The following is a 17,528-nucleotide window of genomic DNA, read 5'->3' as shown; positions in this document are numbered from 1 at the left end:
CAACCGATTCTTGGGTGTGCAGCTCGCCGCGCCGGCCAAGCATTGCGGTCAGTGAGGCCGCTTCAGGGGTATCGCCACTCATGACCAGCTACACAACCGATGCCACATTAGACAACCACGAGACTGCCCATTGGGGCGGGGTGTTCGCCATGTCGATGTGCGTATTTGCGCTGATCGCCTCCGAGTTTATGCCTGTCAGTCTGCTCACGCCCATCGCCGCTGACCTCAACATCAGCGAGGGGAGCGTCGGTCAGGGCATTGCGATTTCCGGCGCCTTCGCCGTGGTGACCAGCCTGTTCATTTCCTCGCTCGCTGGGCACATGAACCGCAAGGCGCTGTTGCTGCTGCTGACGGGAGTCATGGGGTTGTCTGGCGCGGTCGTTGCGCTGGCGCCGAACTACGTCACCTACATGCTTGGCCGCGCGCTAATCGGCGTGGTGGTTGGTGGATTCTGGTCGATGTCCGCGGCGACGGCCATGCGCCTGGTTCCGGAAGATCAGGTCCCGCGGGCACTGGCAGTGTTCAACGGCGGCAATGCGCTGGCCACGGTCGTCGCGGCTCCTCTGGGCAGTTATCTGGGCTCAATCATCGGCTGGCGCGGCGCCTTCCTGTGCCTGGTCCCGGTGGCCCTCGCCGCGCTCATTTGGCAGTGGATCAGCCTGCCTTCGATGCCGACCGAGGCTCGCAAGGCCCAACCGTTTCATGTCTTCAGCCTGCTCAAACACCGGGTGGTGGCCTTGGGCATGCTGGCTGTCGGGGCGTTCTTCATGGGCCAGTTCACGCTGTTTACCTACTTGCGGCCATTTCTCGAGACGGTGACAGGGGTCGACGTGTCCACGCTCTCGCTGATGCTGCTCGTGATCGGGGTGATGGGCTTTATCGGCACGCTGCTGATCAGTTCGGTCCTCAAACGCGGCCTCTATCCGACGCTGATCGGCATCCCCGTGCTGATGGCCGTCATCGCACTGTCGCTGACCCAATTCGGTCACGCGATGGGCGTTGTCGTCGTGCTTCTTGGGGCCTGGGGACTCATTGCCACTGCCGCTCCGGTCGGCTGGTGGAGCTGGGTGCCGAGGACCTTTCCACAAAACGCCGAGGCCGGTGGCGGACTAATGGTGGCGGTGATTCAACTGTCGATCGCCGTGGGCTCGATGCTGGGCGGGTTGCTGTTCGACACCAGCGGCTACCGCAGCACCTTTCTCAGCGGCATGGCCCTGCTACTAATTGCGGCATTTCTGACTTTCCTGACATCGCGCTCACATACCGGACAAAGGGTGGTGACTACGCCGGGTGCTGAACAGCCACCAGGCCAGCTGGCCGCCCATTCCCGATCACTGCATGAAGAAGGATAGACCGATGAAAAAGCTGCTTCTGGCGGTAGGACTAATAACCAGCGCCTACGCATTCAACGCAATGGGACAAGACATGTCTGACGGTGCCAATAATTTCTACACGAGCGATAGTTTGAGCCTGGAAAAGGTCCGGTTCGATAACCAATACAACATGGAGGTCGTGGGCAACCTGTTCATGCCTAAAGATGCTGACCGGAACACGCGCTACCCCGCGATCATCGTGGGCCACCCCATGGGCGCAGTGAAGGAGCAGAGTTCGAATCTCTACGCACAGAAGCTCGCCGAGCAGGGCTTCGTCACGCTCGCCATCGACCAGTCGTTCTGGGGCGAGAGCGAAGGCCAGCCGCGCAATGTGGTGGCGCCGGACGTTTATGCAGAGGCGTTCAGCGCCGCGGTGGATTACCTCGGCACGCGGCCGTTCGTGGACCGGGAGCGGATCGGCGTATTGGGGATCTGCGGCAGCGGCAGCTTTGTCATCAGCGCGGCCAAGATCGACCCCCGCATGAAGGCCATCGCGACGGTTAGCATGTACGACATGGGCGCGGCCAACCGCGACGCCCTGAACAAGTCGCAGACGCTCGAGCAGCGTAAGCAGATCCTCGCCGAGGCCGCGGAGCAGCGCTACGCCGAATTCACCGGCGGCGAGACTCGCTACACCGGCGGCACGGTGCACCAGTTGGACGAGGACACTCACCCCATCCAACGCGAGTTCTTCGACTTCTACCGTACGGCCCGCGGCGAGTTCACGCCGGCCAGCTCAACGCCTGATCTGACCACGCACCCAACACTGACCAGCAACGTGAAGTTCATGAACTTCTATCCGTTCAATGACATCGAGACGATTTCCCCGCGCCCGATGCTGTTCATTTCCGGCGACGAGGCGCACTCGAAGGAGTTCAGCGAAGCGGCCTACCGTCAGGCGGGCGAGCCGAAGGAGCTGCTGTGGATCAAAGGTGCCGGGCACGTCGATCTCTATGACCGCGTCGACCTGATCCCCTTCGACAAGCTCGCTGCTTTCTTCAGGAACAACCTGAGCGAGTAATCCGGCAAGCCGTGGCCGGCCCCGCTATTCCATTCGGCCATGAAACGGCGCCCGACCCAACCATTTAACGCGGAGAGACCCATGCGCACGCTACTGTTGACCCTGTTTATCTCGACCCTGGTGCCGATGGCATTCGCCGATGAAGGCAACGCCGAAGACCAACGCATTGCCGCCGCCGGCAGCCAGGCATCCATTGCCGGCCCCGATGCATGGTTTACCGGGCGCACCCGCATTGACCCGCTCTACAGCGCGACCAAACACATGAATGCCTCTGGCGCCTACGTCACTTTCGAGCCTGGCGCCCGCTCGGCCTGGCACACCCATCCCAAGGGCCAATACCTGATCGTCACCGCTGGCGTGGGTCGCGTCCAGCAGTGGGGCGAACCTATTCAGGTGATCAAGCCGGGCGACGTGGTCTGGTGCCCGCCGGGCGTTAAGCACTGGCATGGCGCTGCGCCCGAGACCGCTATGACACACATCGCCGTGACCGGGACTGACGAGCAAGGCCAGAACGTCGAATGGCTCGAAAAGGTCAGCGACACGCAATACCAGCGGAACTCCTCCAGGCGATAGAGGCGCTGCGTGATGCGGTAAACCCCCAAGCTGACGAGTGTGCCGGCTCAGCAACGGAACCTGCGGTTCGCTAGCGCGGCTCGTTCTACTACCGAAGCCGCGATGCGGGATTCATCAATGTCGCGCTGATCGTCGCGCCTCGGTGGGTGGGGATGGCTGCTCTTTGGCGTCGCCTAAAGTCAGCGCGCCGAATCATGCCCTTGGCTGGGCTTGAGTTCGAAGGCAATGGACCAGTTGTAGAGCGGGTAGGGCTTGCCGACCAGCGCCTCGATGTTTGCCTCTTCCGGCATGCCTTCGTCGGGCAGGTATTCGTAGTGGGCGTCCGCGACGGTCGGGTCACTGTCATGCAGCTCACCGGCGCCGCCTGTTGCATGGCTGGCGTAGCGGATGGTCGGGATGCCCGCCAGATCGCGGCCGACGACCAGCCGCAACACGGTATCAGCAGCGGCTTCGATGTTTTCCACCGGCACCTTGCCCTTGTCATCGGTGATGACGAAACCATAGTTCTCGATCATCTGCGCCTTGTGCCCGAGATAGGGCTCGCTGAACGCCAGCGGGGGATGTGGCACGTGGAAGTCCATCAGGATTTCACGTCCTTCGACCGTCGCGTGCAGCGGTGATAGCGGTTGCCAACCACGTTGCTCGACCACCACTTGATGAAACACCTTGCCGAGCATCTGGCCGAACCAGCGATAGCCATTGGCGGATAGATGCGTGCCTTTGTCGACGTAAGGATAGACCGGGCCGGCGAGGTACCAGTTGGGTTCTTCCTGCGCCAGTTCCCACTGCGCAAGGCCGATGTCCAGGCTGCCATCGACGACCGACGTCTTGGCGTCGGTCTGGTAGCTGATGAATGCAGGCATCCGCTTCTGGCCGATGGCCTTGGCGGTGTCCTCGTTCAGGTCGTTGCGTAACTGACGCAGCATCTTCTTGTAGGTGGCCTTGTCGTTGATGCCGCCCTGGACTTCGGCATAGTCGTATTCGCCCTGCAACCAGAACAGCGCGCTGAGGGTGTAGCTGGCGTCATCGGCTTGCGCGACCTGCCGGGCCTGATCCACAGCCTGGAGCACGCGCTTGTATTCGTGGGTGCCGCCGACTTTGGATAGTTGTGCGATGGAACGGCCGGAGGTGGCGGCGTTGCTGGCGACGAGCAAATGCTCTGGGTCGGCCTCGATGCCTTTGCTGTCGAGATAGAGCCGTCGGGCCATGTTCAATGCGCCCACCTCGACCGACTCGCCTTCTTCCTGCGCCTGTGCTTCCAACTGCGCGACGGCCTCGGCATCGAGCAGAACCTTGGGGTCGCGCTTGAGCTGCACCACCGCCTGCAGCGGCTTGAACGCGGCACCACCGACCGGCACGAAACGATCACCACTGAAGGTCGCCGAGCGCGTCGCGTCGCCCAACATCAGGTTGTCGTAGCCCGGTTTTTTCGACAGTGCAGGCCAGCCCTCGGCAGCGGAGGCCAGCGACTGGCCGAAGGTGATGATGTGGTTGTACTTCGCGTCGAGCGCCGGCGGCTGATGCTTGGGCTGCTCGATCATCTGTTGGCTCCAGCGCTTGTTCTGCGCGTCGCGCGCCGCGATAGCCTGTTCATCGGCATGGGCGAGCAGTGCGGCGCCTGATAACAGCAGGCCGCTGAAGGCATAAGCAATCGGGGTGCGAGGGGCCAGGAAGGTTCGGCGGGACTGGTTGTCAGCAGTGAGCATCGATCGGTTCCTTGTGATTGAGGCGCAGACGAGCGCGATGCAAGGGGAGGCGGCCGGATGCGGCGTACCGCAAGCGTAGGGCAGGCGTTTCGACGGCCTGGGATGCGCTTAGTTCTGGTGGAGTGCGCGACGGGCCCTAGCCATCAAGGCGATGCACATCGCGAGCGGCAAGGCTGTGGGGGGCCAAGATGGTTTCGACCACGCCCTTGAGGGCCGCTGCCAACTCTTCCAGCCGGTAGGGTTTGGCCAGCACCTGTACGCCTTCGGCTTCGGCCGTTTGCTTGATTGCCTCGGCGTAGCCACTGGTGAGCAGAACCGGCACACCAAACTGGCGTGCCCGGATTTCCCGTGCCAGCTCCAGGCCGTTCATGCCGCCGGGCATCATCACGTCGGAGAACACGACATCGACTTCCCGCTCATTGGCGAGCGCACCCAGCGCTGCCGCGGCGCTGGCGGCATAGGTCACCTCATAGCCGAGGTGTTCGAGCATCTCGCCCACCAGTGCGGCCACTTCGTCATCGTCATCAACCAGCAATACGTTGCCAACCGAGCGCCGGGCCGGCTCGTTCACCAGCGGTTGGTCTTTCGCCGGGCTCGGCAAGTTGACCGAGCGCGGCAGCAACATCACCACGCTGGTGCCCTGGCCGCATTCGGTATCGATCCACACCGTGCCGCCGGATTGCCGCGCGAAGCCGTACACCTGAGCGAGGCCGAGCCCCGATCCCTTGCCGATCTCCTTGGTCGTGAAGAAGGGATCGAAAACCCGATTGCGAACGTCAGCTGGGATGCCGACGCCGGAATCGATGACCGCCAGGCGAACAAAATCGCCCCGGCGACCCAGCACTTTTTCGTTGGGTGCGTTGCAGGCCTGCAGAAGAATCGAACCACCTTCAGGCATGGCATCGCGCGCATTGACGGCGAGGTTGAGGATGACCAGCTCGAGTTCGCCTGGATCCACCTCGACGGGCCACAGGTCTGCTGCAAATTCTTCTTTCACGTGCACATCGCCGCGCAAGCTGCGGTCGAGCAGTTCGCGCATCTGGCTGATCCGCTGAGCCAGGTCGACGGCTTCCGGCGCCAATGACTGCCTCCGGGAAAACGCGAGCAGCTGTCGGGTCAGTGCCGAGCCGCGCTGGGCGGCTTGTCGCATGCCGTCCATGAGGCGCTTGCGGCGCTCTGGATCGGCGCGGCGATCAAGCATGTCGAGCCCGCCAGAGATCACCATTAGCAGGTTGTTGAAGTCGTGGGCGATGCCACCGGTGAGCTGGCCGATGGCTTCGATCTTCTGCGTTTGCCGCAGGGTTTCTTCGATGTGCGCACGCTCGGCCATCTGCGTGCGCAATTCGAGGTTGGTGCGTTCCAGTTCGCTGGTGCGCTCTACCACCAGTGCTTCGAGCTCTTGTGAGGCCCGTTCGCGCGCATCGATCAGTGCGCGCACTTCGTACTGGCGCAGACGACCCCGTACGGCGGCCTGAATGGCGCTGGTCAGGGTGATGCTCTGCACGGGCCGCTCCAGCAACGAGACGTTGCGCAGCGCCGCCACCATGCGCTGACGCCAGGCGGCAACGGCGGGCTGTTGGTGCTTGCTGGTGAGGACCACAAACGGAAAGTCCGACCAGGGCGGTTGCTGATCGACCCAGTCGGACAAGGCCTGTAGATCATGGCCAAAAAGGCCTTCTTCGGCGATGAACACCGCCGAGGCATCGGTTTCGGCGCGTCGCAGCACTTCATCGACGCCGTGACAGACCACCGCATCCATGCCGCTGCGGCGCAGCAGTTCGGCTGTGGCCGGGCCATCCCGGCCGATGGGGGCGTAGACGACGATCAGCGGATGCTCTGGTTTAGTGGGCGTCGTCATGCTCGTCTGTCAGTAGCTGAGTCGCATCACCGGTGTATTCCGGTGTGCCCGATAGAATCCCGCTGAAGTGACTCAGCGGTGGCCCGACCTCGACGCCGGTAGTGCTGAGCCGGTATTCGCGAACGGTGTTCTCGTGCCGCCCGCTGCGCTTCTTGACCACGGACAAGGCCCTGCGGACGATACCGGCGTGCTCGAAGTAGCGCAGCATGATAACCGCATCGCTGAGGTAGCTGATATCGATTGGCGTATCCATTGGTCCCACCAGCCCATGCTGGGCCAGCACCATGATGCTGATGACGCCTTTTTGTCCCAGGTAGCTCAGCAGCTCGTGCATCTGCAGGATCAGGAAGCGGCCATCCGGCATCGCATGCAGATAGCCGTTGAGGCTGTCCAGGATTACCAACTTCGAGCCTTGCTCTTCAACGCTGCGACGCACGGCTGCGGTGAATTCACCGGGCGACAACTCAGCCGGGTCAACCTGTTGCAGATGCAGCAGGCCCTGTTCGATCCAGGGCTCCATGGCAAGCCCTAGCGACCGTCCACGCGCCAGCAGCGTGCCGATGTTTTCGTCGAAGACGAAGAAGGAGACCTGCTCGCCGCGCTTGCATGCGGCGACCGCAAAACTCAATGCCAAGGACGACTTGCCAACGCCTGCTGCCCCGACGAACAGCGCGTTGGTGCCACGCTCCAGACCGCCGCCGAGCATGGTGTCCAGTGCGGCATTGCCGGATGAGGCCGCCTCGCCAATGTAGCGGGAGTGATGCTCGGCCGCGATCAGACGAGGGAAGATCTGCAACCCGCCTTTGCGGATGACGAAGTCGTGATAGCCGCCGCGAAACTGGATGCCGCGCATCTTCACCACGCGCAAACGCCGGCGCTCGGCGCCGTAGTCGATGGCCAGCTGCTCCAGCATGACCACGCCGTGGGAGATCGAGTGAAGCTGCAGGTCGCCCAGTTCCGAGGTCTGGTCGTCCAGCAGGATCACGGTGCAGCGGCGGGTGGTGAAGAAGTGCTTGAGTGCCAAAACCTGACGCCGATAGCGCAGCGGGCTTTGCGCCAGCAATCGCATTTCCGAGAGGCTGTCGAAGATCACCCGGGTCGGGTTGGTTTGTGTCACGCGGTCGAAGACTTGCTGAGTGGTTTCGCTCAGCTCCATCTCTGCCGGATGCAGGACGGTCAGTTCGAGCTCAGGGTCGAGGCTGGCCTCAGGGGTTACCAGCTCGAACACGTCGATGCCTTCGAGCGACCAGCCGTGCCGCTTGGCGACCAGTTCCAGTTCTTGCTTGGTTTCCGACAGGGTCACATAAAGGACCTGTTCGCCCTGACGAACTCCCTCCAGCAGGAATTGCATGGCGATGGTGGTTTTACCGGCGCCCGGGCTGCCTTCGTAGAGGTACATCCGGTTCGGGTCCAGGCCGCCGCCGAGGATGTCGTCCAGGCCTTCGCTGCCTGTGGAAATACGAGGGAAGTCTTCGTCCGGGTTGAAGGAAGGATCAATGTGATCGGTCATTCCGTACTCCTTACGCAGGCTTTTGTATGAATGAAGCCGCGTTTGTTGTTCCTGCCGGCCGAGTCCATGAATTCAGGGCAAGGGCCATGCGGAACACGCCCGTAAAGTGCCTAATCGGCGGGTCGGGCTAAAACCCTCTCGAGCAATCGCCAGGGGCATACCGAGCGAGCGTGTTGCAGGCGTGCGGCGGACGATAGCCGAGGGGCGCAGTCAGATAATCCGACCCGTTTTCCCCTGGCCCGTTCCGTGTCAGCCTGTTTACCAGGCGCGCTCAGCCGGTTCTATTGCGGGCTTGATAGCCCGCCAGACCGGGCTTGCAGACGTTTCGCTTGCTGTGTCGAACAGGCTACTGACGAGATGACGACGCAACAGGTTGCAACCATTGACCCTTGGTTCATCTGGTCAGCTGCCCCATGATCAGGCTTTGCCTGCCGCGGGTAACCTGCATGTCTCGTTTCTCTCGCCCATCGGCGTCTGCACTGGGGCGCTTTCTGAATCTCGGCGGCACCGGCGCACGAATCGCCGGGAACCTGCTGGTGCAGCGCATCACCCCCGGCAAGGCACGTATCGACTGGGCGCCGATCGGGGCCTTGCTGGGGGATACGCTGGGGCAGATGAAAGGCCCGGTGCTCAAGCTCGGCCAGCAAGCCTCGCAATGGCAGGACGTCCTGCCCCCACCGGTCAGCGCGGCGTTGTCTCGTCTGCAGAATCAGGTGCCATCGCTGCCGTTCGCCTCGCTCGAATCACATCTCCAGCGTCGCTATGACGGGCGCTTGTACGAACTGTTCGACACCATCGAAGCGCAACCCGCCGCGGCGGCGTCCCTGGGGCAGGTGCACCGGGCGCGTGACCAGCAGGGGCGGGCGTTGATCATGAAAATCCAGTACCCGGGCATCCGCGCCATCTGCGACGCCGACCTGCGTCAGCTGCGCCGGCTGATGCCGCTGGGGCGATTGTTCGGCACGCCCTCGGCGCGCCTCGAGTCCGTCTACCGTGAGTTGCAACGCGGCATCGACCAGGAACTCGACTACGACGCCGAGCGCCAAAACCTGGAGTGCTTCCGGCAGCACTTTGCGGATTGGCCAGGTGTGCATATTCCCTTTGCCGCAACGGAGCTGTGCCGCCCAGGTGTGCTGGTGCTGGAGGAGCGGCCGGGGCGCTCAATGAACGAGGTTGAACAGGCGTCCGCCGAAATTCGCCAGCGCCTGGCCGAAGCGCTGTGCGATTGGCTTGCCGAGCAGGCGTTCGGCCTCGGGCAGCTGCACGCCGATCCGCACCCGGGCAACCTGGCCTGGACCGAGACGGGGGAGCTGGTGGTCTACGATTTCGGCAGTGTCGTGCCACTGCCGGAGCGTTTGCTACGCGCTTATGTGCAGATCTTCGATGCCCTGCGCGGCCCCTCCAGCGAGGCGCTGGAGCCGGGCTTCCAGGCACTCGGCGGTCGCCAGCCCGGCAGCGCGCCGCCGCATAGTCTGTATCGCCGCATCCATCTGCTGCTGCACCCGTTGCTGCAACCGGGTGCGCAATGGGATTTTCGCGGCGCATCGCTGCATCAGCAACTGATCGAGCTTTCGCCGCTGTTGATGTCGGCGCTCGGCAGTCTGCAGCCGGCGTCCGGTACGCTGCTGGTCAACCGCACGCTAGAGGGGCATTACTGGAACCTCTACCGACTCGGCGCTCGCCTGCCGGTGGCTGACCTGCTCGCAAACCATATCGAGCAATGGCGCGCCGGCCTGCAAACCAACAAACCGGGCTGAGCGCTCGATCTGAACTGAGCCCGACCCACCCAACCAGGCCGGATCTCGGCCAGAGGCAACCATGATGCAGATGGAATCGTTTCCCGAGGGCTATCGCGCGCTGGTCATTGGTGCCTCCGGTGGCATCGGGGCTGCGCTGGTAGACGCGTTGCGCACGGACCCACGCTGCGCATCAGTAACGGAACTGGGGCGCTCGACTTCGCCGCCGCTGGACTTGTCTGATCCGGTCAGCATCGAGCAGGCCGCGGCGGAGCTAGCCGGACATGGGCCTTTCCACCTGATCATCAACGCCGCCGGCGTGCTGCACAGCGATGCTTTCATACCGGAAAAACGCCTCGCTGACCTCGACCATCAACAGCTACTCGAAACCTTTCAGGTCAACACCTTCGGCCCGGCGCTGCTGCTGCGGTATTTCTCCGGATTGCTCGACCGTCAGCGGGGCGTGCTGGCGATGCTCTCCGCCAAGGTCGGCAGCATCGGCGACAACCGCCTCGGTGGCTGGTACAGCTATCGCGCCTCCAAGGCCGCGCTGAATATGCTGATCAAGACCGCCTCCATCGAAATCAAGCGCAGCCAGCCGAATGCCGTACTGCTGGCGTTGCATCCAGGCACGGTCAGCTCGAATCTATCCCAGCCCTTCCGCGGCGCCGAGATTGGCCGGCCTGCCGCCGATGCAGCGCATGATCTGCTGCGCGTTATCGACGGGTTGGGACCTGAGGCGAGCGGAGGGTTTTACGCCTATAACGGTGAAGCGTTGCCCTGGTAGAAGCAGGCGATGAAGTAGGGAGGGCAGGGACTGCTGATTTTCAGCTACATAGGGTGTGTCGTTTCTAATTGCTGGTGGCGCGGCAGCTTGAGGTAACGCGGTTCGACTGATCCTGAACTAAATAGCCTTCAGGAAACGGTTCCACAACCGAGCGCAACGGGACTTACGTCGAGCCTTCCGCGAGGGGAAAGTATGCTCGAATAGTCTTCCCTGCCACTGGCCCCTAGCATCTGTCAGGCGCGCTCCCTCTGTTCATGATTTCACAATGGGAGTGATGGTCCGTTATGCGTATATTCCATTAAAGAACCGCAGCGCTACGTATGACCCGTGCACACGCGAACATAAAACAGGCTTTGGCAGATGGATCTATATAAGCAGGTGTTGTTCGCGTTTATTGTGCTGCTGGCAGCGGCGCAGGCACGGGCAGCACCAGAGGTAGTAATTGGCGAGCACCCAATCAAACAGACCGATTTTCGGATGGGCTATTTTGTCGATGCCTCGCACAACCTGACGTTTGACCAGGCCAGAGCCCAGCCATTTAACGAAACTGGCAACCGGACCTCTCTTGGCGCTGATGCAAGGGTAGCCTGGTACCGGCTTATTCTGCGCAACGCATCGGATACGGATCAGAAGCTGTTTATTCACCTTCCGCATGCATACCATCTACGCTCAGTTGAAATTTATGAAGAACGGGACGGCAAGCTGCGGCAACGCGAACAGCTTAATATGAACCAAGCTGCTGATTCCGACTTGATGTTTCGCGGAACTTTAGTTTTCCCGCTGGCGCTTCCCGCGCAGCAGTCCACCACGCTTTACTTGCGCAGCGTATCTTATTCTCACCAATGGTTCGCGATCGATATTTATAACGAAAGAGCGTCGCGTCTGGCATTGGTAAGTGTTAATACCGACATCGCTCTTATGGTCGGCATGCTGCTCGCTCTAGTGTTCTACAATGCGCTGCTGTATTTCGCCACCAGTAACAGAGAGAACATCTACTATTCGCTTTATCTTATCTCTGGGCTGGTCTGGATCGCGCTCTCCTACGGCCTGATTGCCAGCGTGTTTGATGGGTATGGCGACGCAGTTTTCCAGCTGAACATGTCGCTGATTACGATGCCCATCTTCTTGCTGCTGTTCATGATGTCAATCTTCGAGACGAAGTTGTTCTACCCCACCGAGCACCGCTTTCTGCAAGCGCTGATTGCGCTCCTGGCGGTCACCTTCATATGGTCCCTTTTTGATATTTCTGCTGCGCTCAAACCGGCAAGCAGTCTGGCAGCGCTGATGATGCTGGTCACCTTTTCGGTCAGCATCTCGCTGTATCGCAAAGGTCATCCGCTCGTAAAGTATTTCCTGGTTGGCCACAGCTTCTTCGTGCTATTCAATATTCTTGCCGTGCTTACTTATAAAGGCATCCTTTCACCGACCTATGTAAGCAGTCATGGGGTTGGCATCGGTATCGTGCTCGAAGCGCTGACGCTGGCATTCATCATCTCGCACCGGATCAAGCTGCTAGAGGATATGCGTGCCTCTCAAGAGGATTTGAAAAAGCAGGCGGACACTGACCCTCTGACCAAGCTGTATAACCGACGGTACTTCTTTCCAGAATCAGATTACTTACTCAATCTGGCCAGAAGCTCCCGCACTTCGATATCGATCGTGACGCTCGATATTGATCATTTCAAACGCATTAACGACTCCCACGGCCACGCCAGTGGCGACCAGGTCATCAGGCACTTGGCGAAAACGCTGAAAGAAGAAAGTCGCACTATTGACCTGGTTGCTCGTTTGGGCGGCGAGGAGTTTGTCGTTCTGCTGCCAGCGGCTAACCTCATGGAGGCTGGCCAATTTGCCGAGCGAATCCGTTGCGCCGTGCAGGCGCTGGAAGTTACGTCCAACATAGGCGAGAACATTCAGGTCACCGTAAGTATCGGTGTCGCAGAGATCGATACCACCCAAGAGAGCATCGAGTCCGCACTAGCGCGCGCCGACGGGGCGTTGTACGAGGCTAAGGAAAGCGGTCGCAACCGCGTGTGCCAAGCAGAGCCCGCTATGGTTTTCAGCATCGAAGCGTTGGCTGATCGCGTAAGCGATTGAACCGATTGGTGTGCCCGTTGTGACCCAACCGCCTGACCATCGGCGGGACGGATTGGGCAGCTCTCTATATAGCCATATGGATGGGTCTTGCCTGCCGCGCATCGCTGCTGATGCGCTGCGGCATCGCATAGGATCCCGTGACGACCTGATGCGGTTGTTTCTTTGCGACCAACTCTCCCCCACGCCAAGGGCATTGCCCAGGTGCTCGATTCCACACGGCGTTGCGTTGCGAGCTGGCCGAGCACTGTCCCCATCCTCAGTGATCCGACAGCTGCCGAAGCGACCGCAAATGCGTGTCAGACGGCAGCGCTGCAGGTTGATCGCCACGGACGCGTCAAAGCCAGCTGTTCGCCGTCCGGTTCCTCGCCGCTTGGCTCGAACCTCTGCGTTCGATCGGGTTCAGTTTAAGAACCATGCAAGCTTCAGCGGCGTTTAATGCTGGCTGAGCTTGAACGCACCCGTATGCGATGCCCTATGTCTGACGAGGAGACAACGTTTTGCAAAAGCTTTTGGGACCCAAGGAGCCCCATGCAGACGAGCGACCGTCCAGTTGCAACAGACAAAGCACAGTAAGAGGGTTCGATATCGAGTTCTATGACGGATCGAATGCTGAGCTCATCGCCCACATCATCGAGGCGAGCAACCGCGAGTTCAGCTATATCGTCACCCCTAACGTCAACCATGTGGTCCGGCTCGAAGACGATCCCGAACTGCGCCGCGCCTATGCAAACGCCAGTCACAGGATTTGCGATAGCCAGGTGTTGAAAGGCTTGATGACACTGCTGCGCATCCCTGTCCCGGACGTTATCCCTGGCAGCGACCTGACCGCGGAACTGATGTATGTCGCCGAGGCGAAAAGGTGGCGGGTAACGGTGGTTGGCAGCGACGCATCGGACATACGAACGATGCGTCGGCTATACCCGAATGTGACCTTTTTCCATCACAACCCGCCCATGGGGTTCGACGACAACCCGCAGGACGTTCAGACGTGCATGGACTTCGTCATCGGTCATCCTGCCGAGCTCGTGGTGCTTGCCGTAGGTTGCCCACGTCAGGAAGTTCTGGGGCGACTGATTCGAGCAGATGGTCGAGCACGAGGGGTTGGACTTTGCGTCGGGGCGTCAATCGACTTCCTCTCCGGCAAGGTTAAGCGAGCGCCGAGATGGATGCAGCGCATGTCGCTCGAATGGTTGCACCGTATGTGCACCGAACCGCGACGCCTGGCAAAGCGCTACGCCAAAGATGCGGTTCGCATCATGCCTATCGTGTACCGGCAATTTCGGTGATGGCCGGAGCGTGACGGCCGTCGTTCCCTTTTACGACTGCCGTCCGACCCGACGCTGTCGTTGATCTGGTTGTAATCGAAAGAATTTCGCCAGCCCAACCCATGGCGGCGCAGCCGCCGCCCACCCTCGATCGGGATAGGTCTACTGAGTGACGCACGTCCCGACGAGCGGCAAGATATTGACGTTACTAAATTGACTTGCGTCAGGGATGGCTGAGGCTCAAACCGAAAAAATACCCCCCGTCAAAAACGGATTCCACGCAGCCTGTTCGGCATGCGTCGGCCTCTGTATTGGGCATCCACGAAAAGCTTCTGAGCATCTACTAAAAGCTTCGACCGCCCAAACAGACATAAAAACCGCTCTCACGCATCGGATGCACTGCATCCCGGTGCAGCGGAGCGAGAAATGCCCATGCCTGCGCCGCTCCGTGAAAACGGAGCATGAGGTTCCTATGCTGAAAAATATTCCCCTGAGCGCGAAGCTCGTTCTCATTCTTGCGTGCCCGGTACTCGGTTTCCTTTGGCTCGCCAGCCTGTACATCGCTAACAGCTACAGCACGCTGAAACAGATGGAGGACACTGTAGAGGCCAGCGTGGCCGCGCAGACCGTCAGCCGTCTGATCACCGCATTGCAGCGTGAGCGTGGCGCCAGTGGCGTCTACCTGGGGAGCCAGGGACGCACCATGGCGAATCGCCTGCCAGGCATGCGTCAAGCTACCAATGAAGCGTTGAGCGCCGTGAGGGAACTTGCCGCACGTGATAGCTCGCACATAGGCAGTGTTCTAAAGGGCCTTGATGAACTTCCGGCAACACGTTCACAGGTCGACACGTTTGCGATCACCAATGTGGAGTCGGGTGCGCGCTTCACCGGACACATCAGATCCCTGATCGGTTTCACACATGCGGTGGAACGCGGGGTGCAGGACGCCACGCTCGCACGAGCGCTAGGCGGCCTCAATCAGTTCATCGAAATGAAGGAGCGTGCAGGCCGCGAGCGCGCAATGCTGGGTGTTGTCTTCGCTCAGGATCGCTTCGACGCGCCTTTGCTTGCCTCTTTCAGCCGAAACCTCGGTGAATTCTCTGCCTATATGGAAGGCTTTCGTCGTGCGGCGGCGGAGGGTTTTACCCGTGCGCTGGACGAAAAACTGCAGCAGCCGAGCGCGCTCGAAGTGGCGCGGCTGCAACGCTTGGCTTTTGAGGTGCCGATTGGCCAAAGCCTGGGCGTTGACAGTGAAAAGTGGTTCGAGACAGCCACCAACCGAATCGATCTTATGGGTGAGCTGGAGCAGACACTGGCTCAGGACGTCGGGACCTTGGCCGCTCAAGCGCGCGACGAGGCACAGAGCGCCTTGTGGATGACCGTCTCCGCAGTGGTCATCGCGCTGTTGGTGGTGGTTGGCCTGTCCTTGCTGATCATTCGCAACATCAAACTGGCCGTTCGGGAGGTCAATCAGGCGCTGCTGGCACTGTCGGCGCGGGATCTGACGGCCAAGTCGCGCTACGAGGGCAAGGACGAGTTCGGCGAAATCTCACGCAACCTCAACCTCATGGCGATGGAGCTGCAGCAGGTCGTTCAAGAGATCAGTACCGCAACGGCGCAGGTGGCGACCGCCGCCGAGGAGTCATCCGCAGTCACCGTACAAACGAGCGAGAGCATCGATCGGCAGCGTCAGGGAACCGAGCTGGTGGTGACCGCCATCAACGAAATGAGCGCGACCGTGCGCGATGTGGCCAGAAGCACAAACGATGCCGCCGAACTGTCGCAGCAGCTCAACGCCAATACCGCTCAAGGGCGAGCCGAGGTCGAAAGCACCATCGGCCTCATTCGTGAGCTTTCTGACCAAGCTGAGCAAACGGCTAGCATCATCGCGGACCTGAAGCGCGAGAGCGATTCCATCTCGTCTGTGCTGGATGTGATCCGTGGGATTGCTGACCAGACGAACCTGCTGGCGCTCAACGCGGCCATCGAAGCTGCCCGAGCAGGGGAGCATGGGCGTGGGTTTGCGGTCGTCGCGTCTGAGGTACGGACGCTTGCCCAGAAGACCCAGGAGTCCACCGGAAATATCCAAAGCATGATCGCCAACCTCCAGGGCGGGGCTGACCGGGCGGCTCGCTCGATGCAGGAAACATTGGTCAAAGCGCAGAGCGGCTCCAGCAACATTGGCCGGGCGGGTGAGTTGCTCGCAGAGATAGCTGAAGGTGTTTCGGCGATCAGTGATCGCAACCTGCAAATCGCAACGGCGGCAGAGCAGCAGAGTGCAGTGGCCGAAGACATCAACCGCAACATCGTCGAAATCAACGATGTTGCGATTCAGGTGAGCGCTGGCGCAGAACAGACGGCCACGACCAGCCTGGAGCTCGCCCGCCTGGCTGAACAACAGCAACAGCTGGTGGGACGGTTCAAGGTTGCTTGAGCCGCGAGCTGTCGGGTTGGTTTTGTACTGTCCCAAACTAGCCGCGCGCGATTGGCAGAATCGTACCTAGAACAGTGCTGCTACTGCTTCACAGCTGACCTCAGTCGCCCATCACAGCAGTTCGATGCCGAAGCGGCGCATTGCTAGAGCAAACAGGGCGAAACATAGGCACGTGGCCAATGCGTAACCCGCCAGTGCCAGCCAGAAGCCGAAGCGAGACATTAGGAGCGGGAACATCAACAGCGCCGGTAGCGTGGGGATCACATACCAGAAGGTGTACCAGGCATGATTGGCGATCTTTTGTTCCGGCTGATGCTCGATGTGCAGCCAGATCAAGGTCAGCACCGTGACTATGGGCAGGGCGGCGATTACCCCGCCAATACGGTCGCCATGCTTGGCTGCTTCGGATACCAGAACCACCATCAGTGCAGTGATCAGGTACTTGGTCACTATCCAGGTCATGGCGTGCTCCGCTGGGCGGCGAAAGAAGCTCAGAGGTACTTGGTGATCTGCTTGAAGTCGCTCAGCGCGGTGGTGTCACCCTGCTCGGTGGCCGCGAGCGCATGCTCCAGACAGTGATCGATGTGGTCTTGGATCAAGGTGCGCTTGGCCTGGCAAACCGCTTTTTCTACCGCGTGTAGCTGCTGGGCAAGGTCCACACAGGGGCGACCGGCCTCGATCATGCCCACGATGCTGCGCAGATGACCTTCGGCACGCTTCAACCTTTTGATGATATCGCTATGACTTTGGTGCTGATGGGCGTGTTCTTGATCGCTCATGCCTTGAGTCCCATGCCTCGATGACTTACGCTCTGATCCTATCCCCCTGGGGGGGATATGGCAAACCTGTCGTTGTCGTCGGGCGGCCAGCCGAATCTGTAATCGAAGACACATCATGCTCAGTAAACAGGTCAGCGCTCAGTTAACGTTTGTCCTTGCTCTCGTCATGCTAATGGCATGGGCCGGACATAGCGCCGCGCTTGGCCCTGGGGTGAGCCAAGGTGCGTGGAACGGCGAGGACCGTGCTCATGCGCATTCCCACAGCACGGGTATTTCGGTCTGTGCCGAATGCGTGGATCACTACCACTCCACGCTTACCGCCGATCACGTGCACGAAACGCCATACCTGACCACGCTCCTCACCGTCAGTACGCTGCCAGAGCGTCCGC

At 60.7% G+C, this 17,528-nt stretch carries 14 protein-coding genes; 8 read left to right on the top strand and 6 right to left on the bottom strand.

Features of this window, described 5'->3' with window-relative positions:
- Nucleotides 1-80 precede the first annotated feature (80 nt).
- The 3 genes from RT21_RS10165 (at nucleotide 81) to RT21_RS10155 (ending at nucleotide 2,967) form a co-directional block, all read left to right on the top strand.
- Nucleotides 81-1,352, top strand: coding sequence for an MFS transporter (locus RT21_RS10165; protein WP_200598855.1), 1,272 nt, complete (start codon nucleotides 81-83; stop codon nucleotides 1,350-1,352).
- 4 nt (nucleotides 1,353-1,356) lie between these two features.
- A complete protein-coding gene (locus tag RT21_RS10160) occupies nucleotides 1,357-2,394 on the top strand; it encodes an alpha/beta hydrolase (RefSeq protein WP_046162668.1) in 1,038 nt (345 codons plus the stop codon).
- Nucleotides 2,395-2,475: 81 nt separating this feature from the next.
- Nucleotides 2,476-2,967 carry a (R)-mandelonitrile lyase gene (locus RT21_RS10155; RefSeq protein ID WP_052724743.1) on the top strand — a complete coding sequence of 164 codons (492 nt, stop codon included), beginning with the start codon at nucleotides 2,476-2,478 and terminating at the stop codon, nucleotides 2,965-2,967.
- A gap of 179 nt (nucleotides 2,968-3,146) precedes the next feature.
- Here the strand turns inward: RT21_RS10155 and RT21_RS10150 are convergent, their stop codons facing one another.
- The 3 genes from RT21_RS10150 to RT21_RS10140 form a co-directional block, all read right to left on the bottom strand.
- A complete protein-coding gene (locus tag RT21_RS10150) occupies nucleotides 3,147-4,673 on the bottom strand; it encodes a sialate O-acetylesterase (protein WP_052724742.1) in 1,527 nt (508 codons plus the stop codon).
- Between the two features lie 136 nt (nucleotides 4,674-4,809).
- Nucleotides 4,810-6,531, bottom strand: coding sequence for a response regulator (locus RT21_RS10145; RefSeq protein ID WP_046162667.1), 1,722 nt, complete (start codon nucleotides 6,529-6,531; stop codon nucleotides 4,810-4,812).
- Nucleotides 6,515-8,041, bottom strand: a complete 1,527-nt coding sequence (locus tag RT21_RS10140; protein ID WP_046162666.1) for an ATPase domain-containing protein — start codon at nucleotides 8,039-8,041, stop codon at nucleotides 6,515-6,517. The genes RT21_RS10145 and RT21_RS10140 overlap by 17 nt, the downstream gene beginning before the upstream one ends.
- Nucleotides 8,042-8,487: 446 nt before the next feature.
- Here RT21_RS10140 and RT21_RS10135 point away from each other — a divergent pair, with 446 nt between their 5' ends.
- From RT21_RS10135 to RT21_RS10115, 5 genes are all read left to right on the top strand, one after another.
- Nucleotides 8,488-9,798 (top strand): ABC1 kinase family protein, encoded by a 1,311-nt coding sequence (locus RT21_RS10135; protein ID WP_046162665.1) that lies wholly within the window; start codon nucleotides 8,488-8,490, stop codon nucleotides 9,796-9,798.
- A 64-nt stretch (nucleotides 9,799-9,862) separates the two neighbouring features.
- Nucleotides 9,863-10,564 (top strand): SDR family NAD(P)-dependent oxidoreductase, encoded by a 702-nt coding sequence (locus RT21_RS10130; protein ID WP_046162846.1) that lies wholly within the window; start codon nucleotides 9,863-9,865, stop codon nucleotides 10,562-10,564.
- A gap of 360 nt (nucleotides 10,565-10,924) precedes the next feature.
- Entirely contained in the window at nucleotides 10,925-12,661 is a 1,737-nt protein-coding gene (locus RT21_RS10125) for a sensor domain-containing diguanylate cyclase (RefSeq protein ID WP_046162664.1), read from the top strand.
- Nucleotides 12,662-13,158: 497 nt separating this feature from the next.
- A complete protein-coding gene (locus RT21_RS10120; protein WP_234463553.1) occupies nucleotides 13,159-13,947 on the top strand; it encodes a WecB/TagA/CpsF family glycosyltransferase in 789 nt (262 codons plus the stop codon).
- 451 nt (nucleotides 13,948-14,398) lie between these two features.
- Complete coding sequence (locus RT21_RS10115) at nucleotides 14,399-16,360, top strand: methyl-accepting chemotaxis protein (protein WP_046162663.1); 1,962 nt, start codon at nucleotides 14,399-14,401, stop codon at nucleotides 16,358-16,360.
- Between the two features lie 111 nt (nucleotides 16,361-16,471).
- On the opposite strand, the gene RT21_RS10110 is transcribed toward RT21_RS10115, so the two are convergent.
- The 3 genes from RT21_RS10110 to RT21_RS23920 all read right to left on the bottom strand — a co-directional run.
- A complete protein-coding gene (locus tag RT21_RS10110) occupies nucleotides 16,472-16,822 on the bottom strand; it encodes a DUF3147 family protein (RefSeq protein WP_046162662.1) in 351 nt (116 codons plus the stop codon).
- Nucleotides 16,823-16,851: 29 nt separating this feature from the next.
- Complete coding sequence (locus RT21_RS10105) at nucleotides 16,852-17,139, bottom strand: metal-sensing transcriptional repressor (RefSeq protein WP_021209947.1); 288 nt, start codon at nucleotides 17,137-17,139, stop codon at nucleotides 16,852-16,854.
- Between the two features lie 169 nt (nucleotides 17,140-17,308).
- The coding region (locus tag RT21_RS23920) for a hypothetical protein (RefSeq protein WP_218186911.1) at nucleotides 17,309-17,528 on the bottom strand (220 nt) is incomplete at its 5' end.

The organism is Pseudomonas sp. 10B238 (assembly GCF_000970615.1).
GTDB lineage: Bacteria > Pseudomonadota > Gammaproteobacteria > Pseudomonadales > Pseudomonadaceae > Stutzerimonas.
The sequence above is the reverse complement of the archived record's forward strand: the minus strand, read 5'-3'. Positions and strand labels throughout refer to the sequence as shown.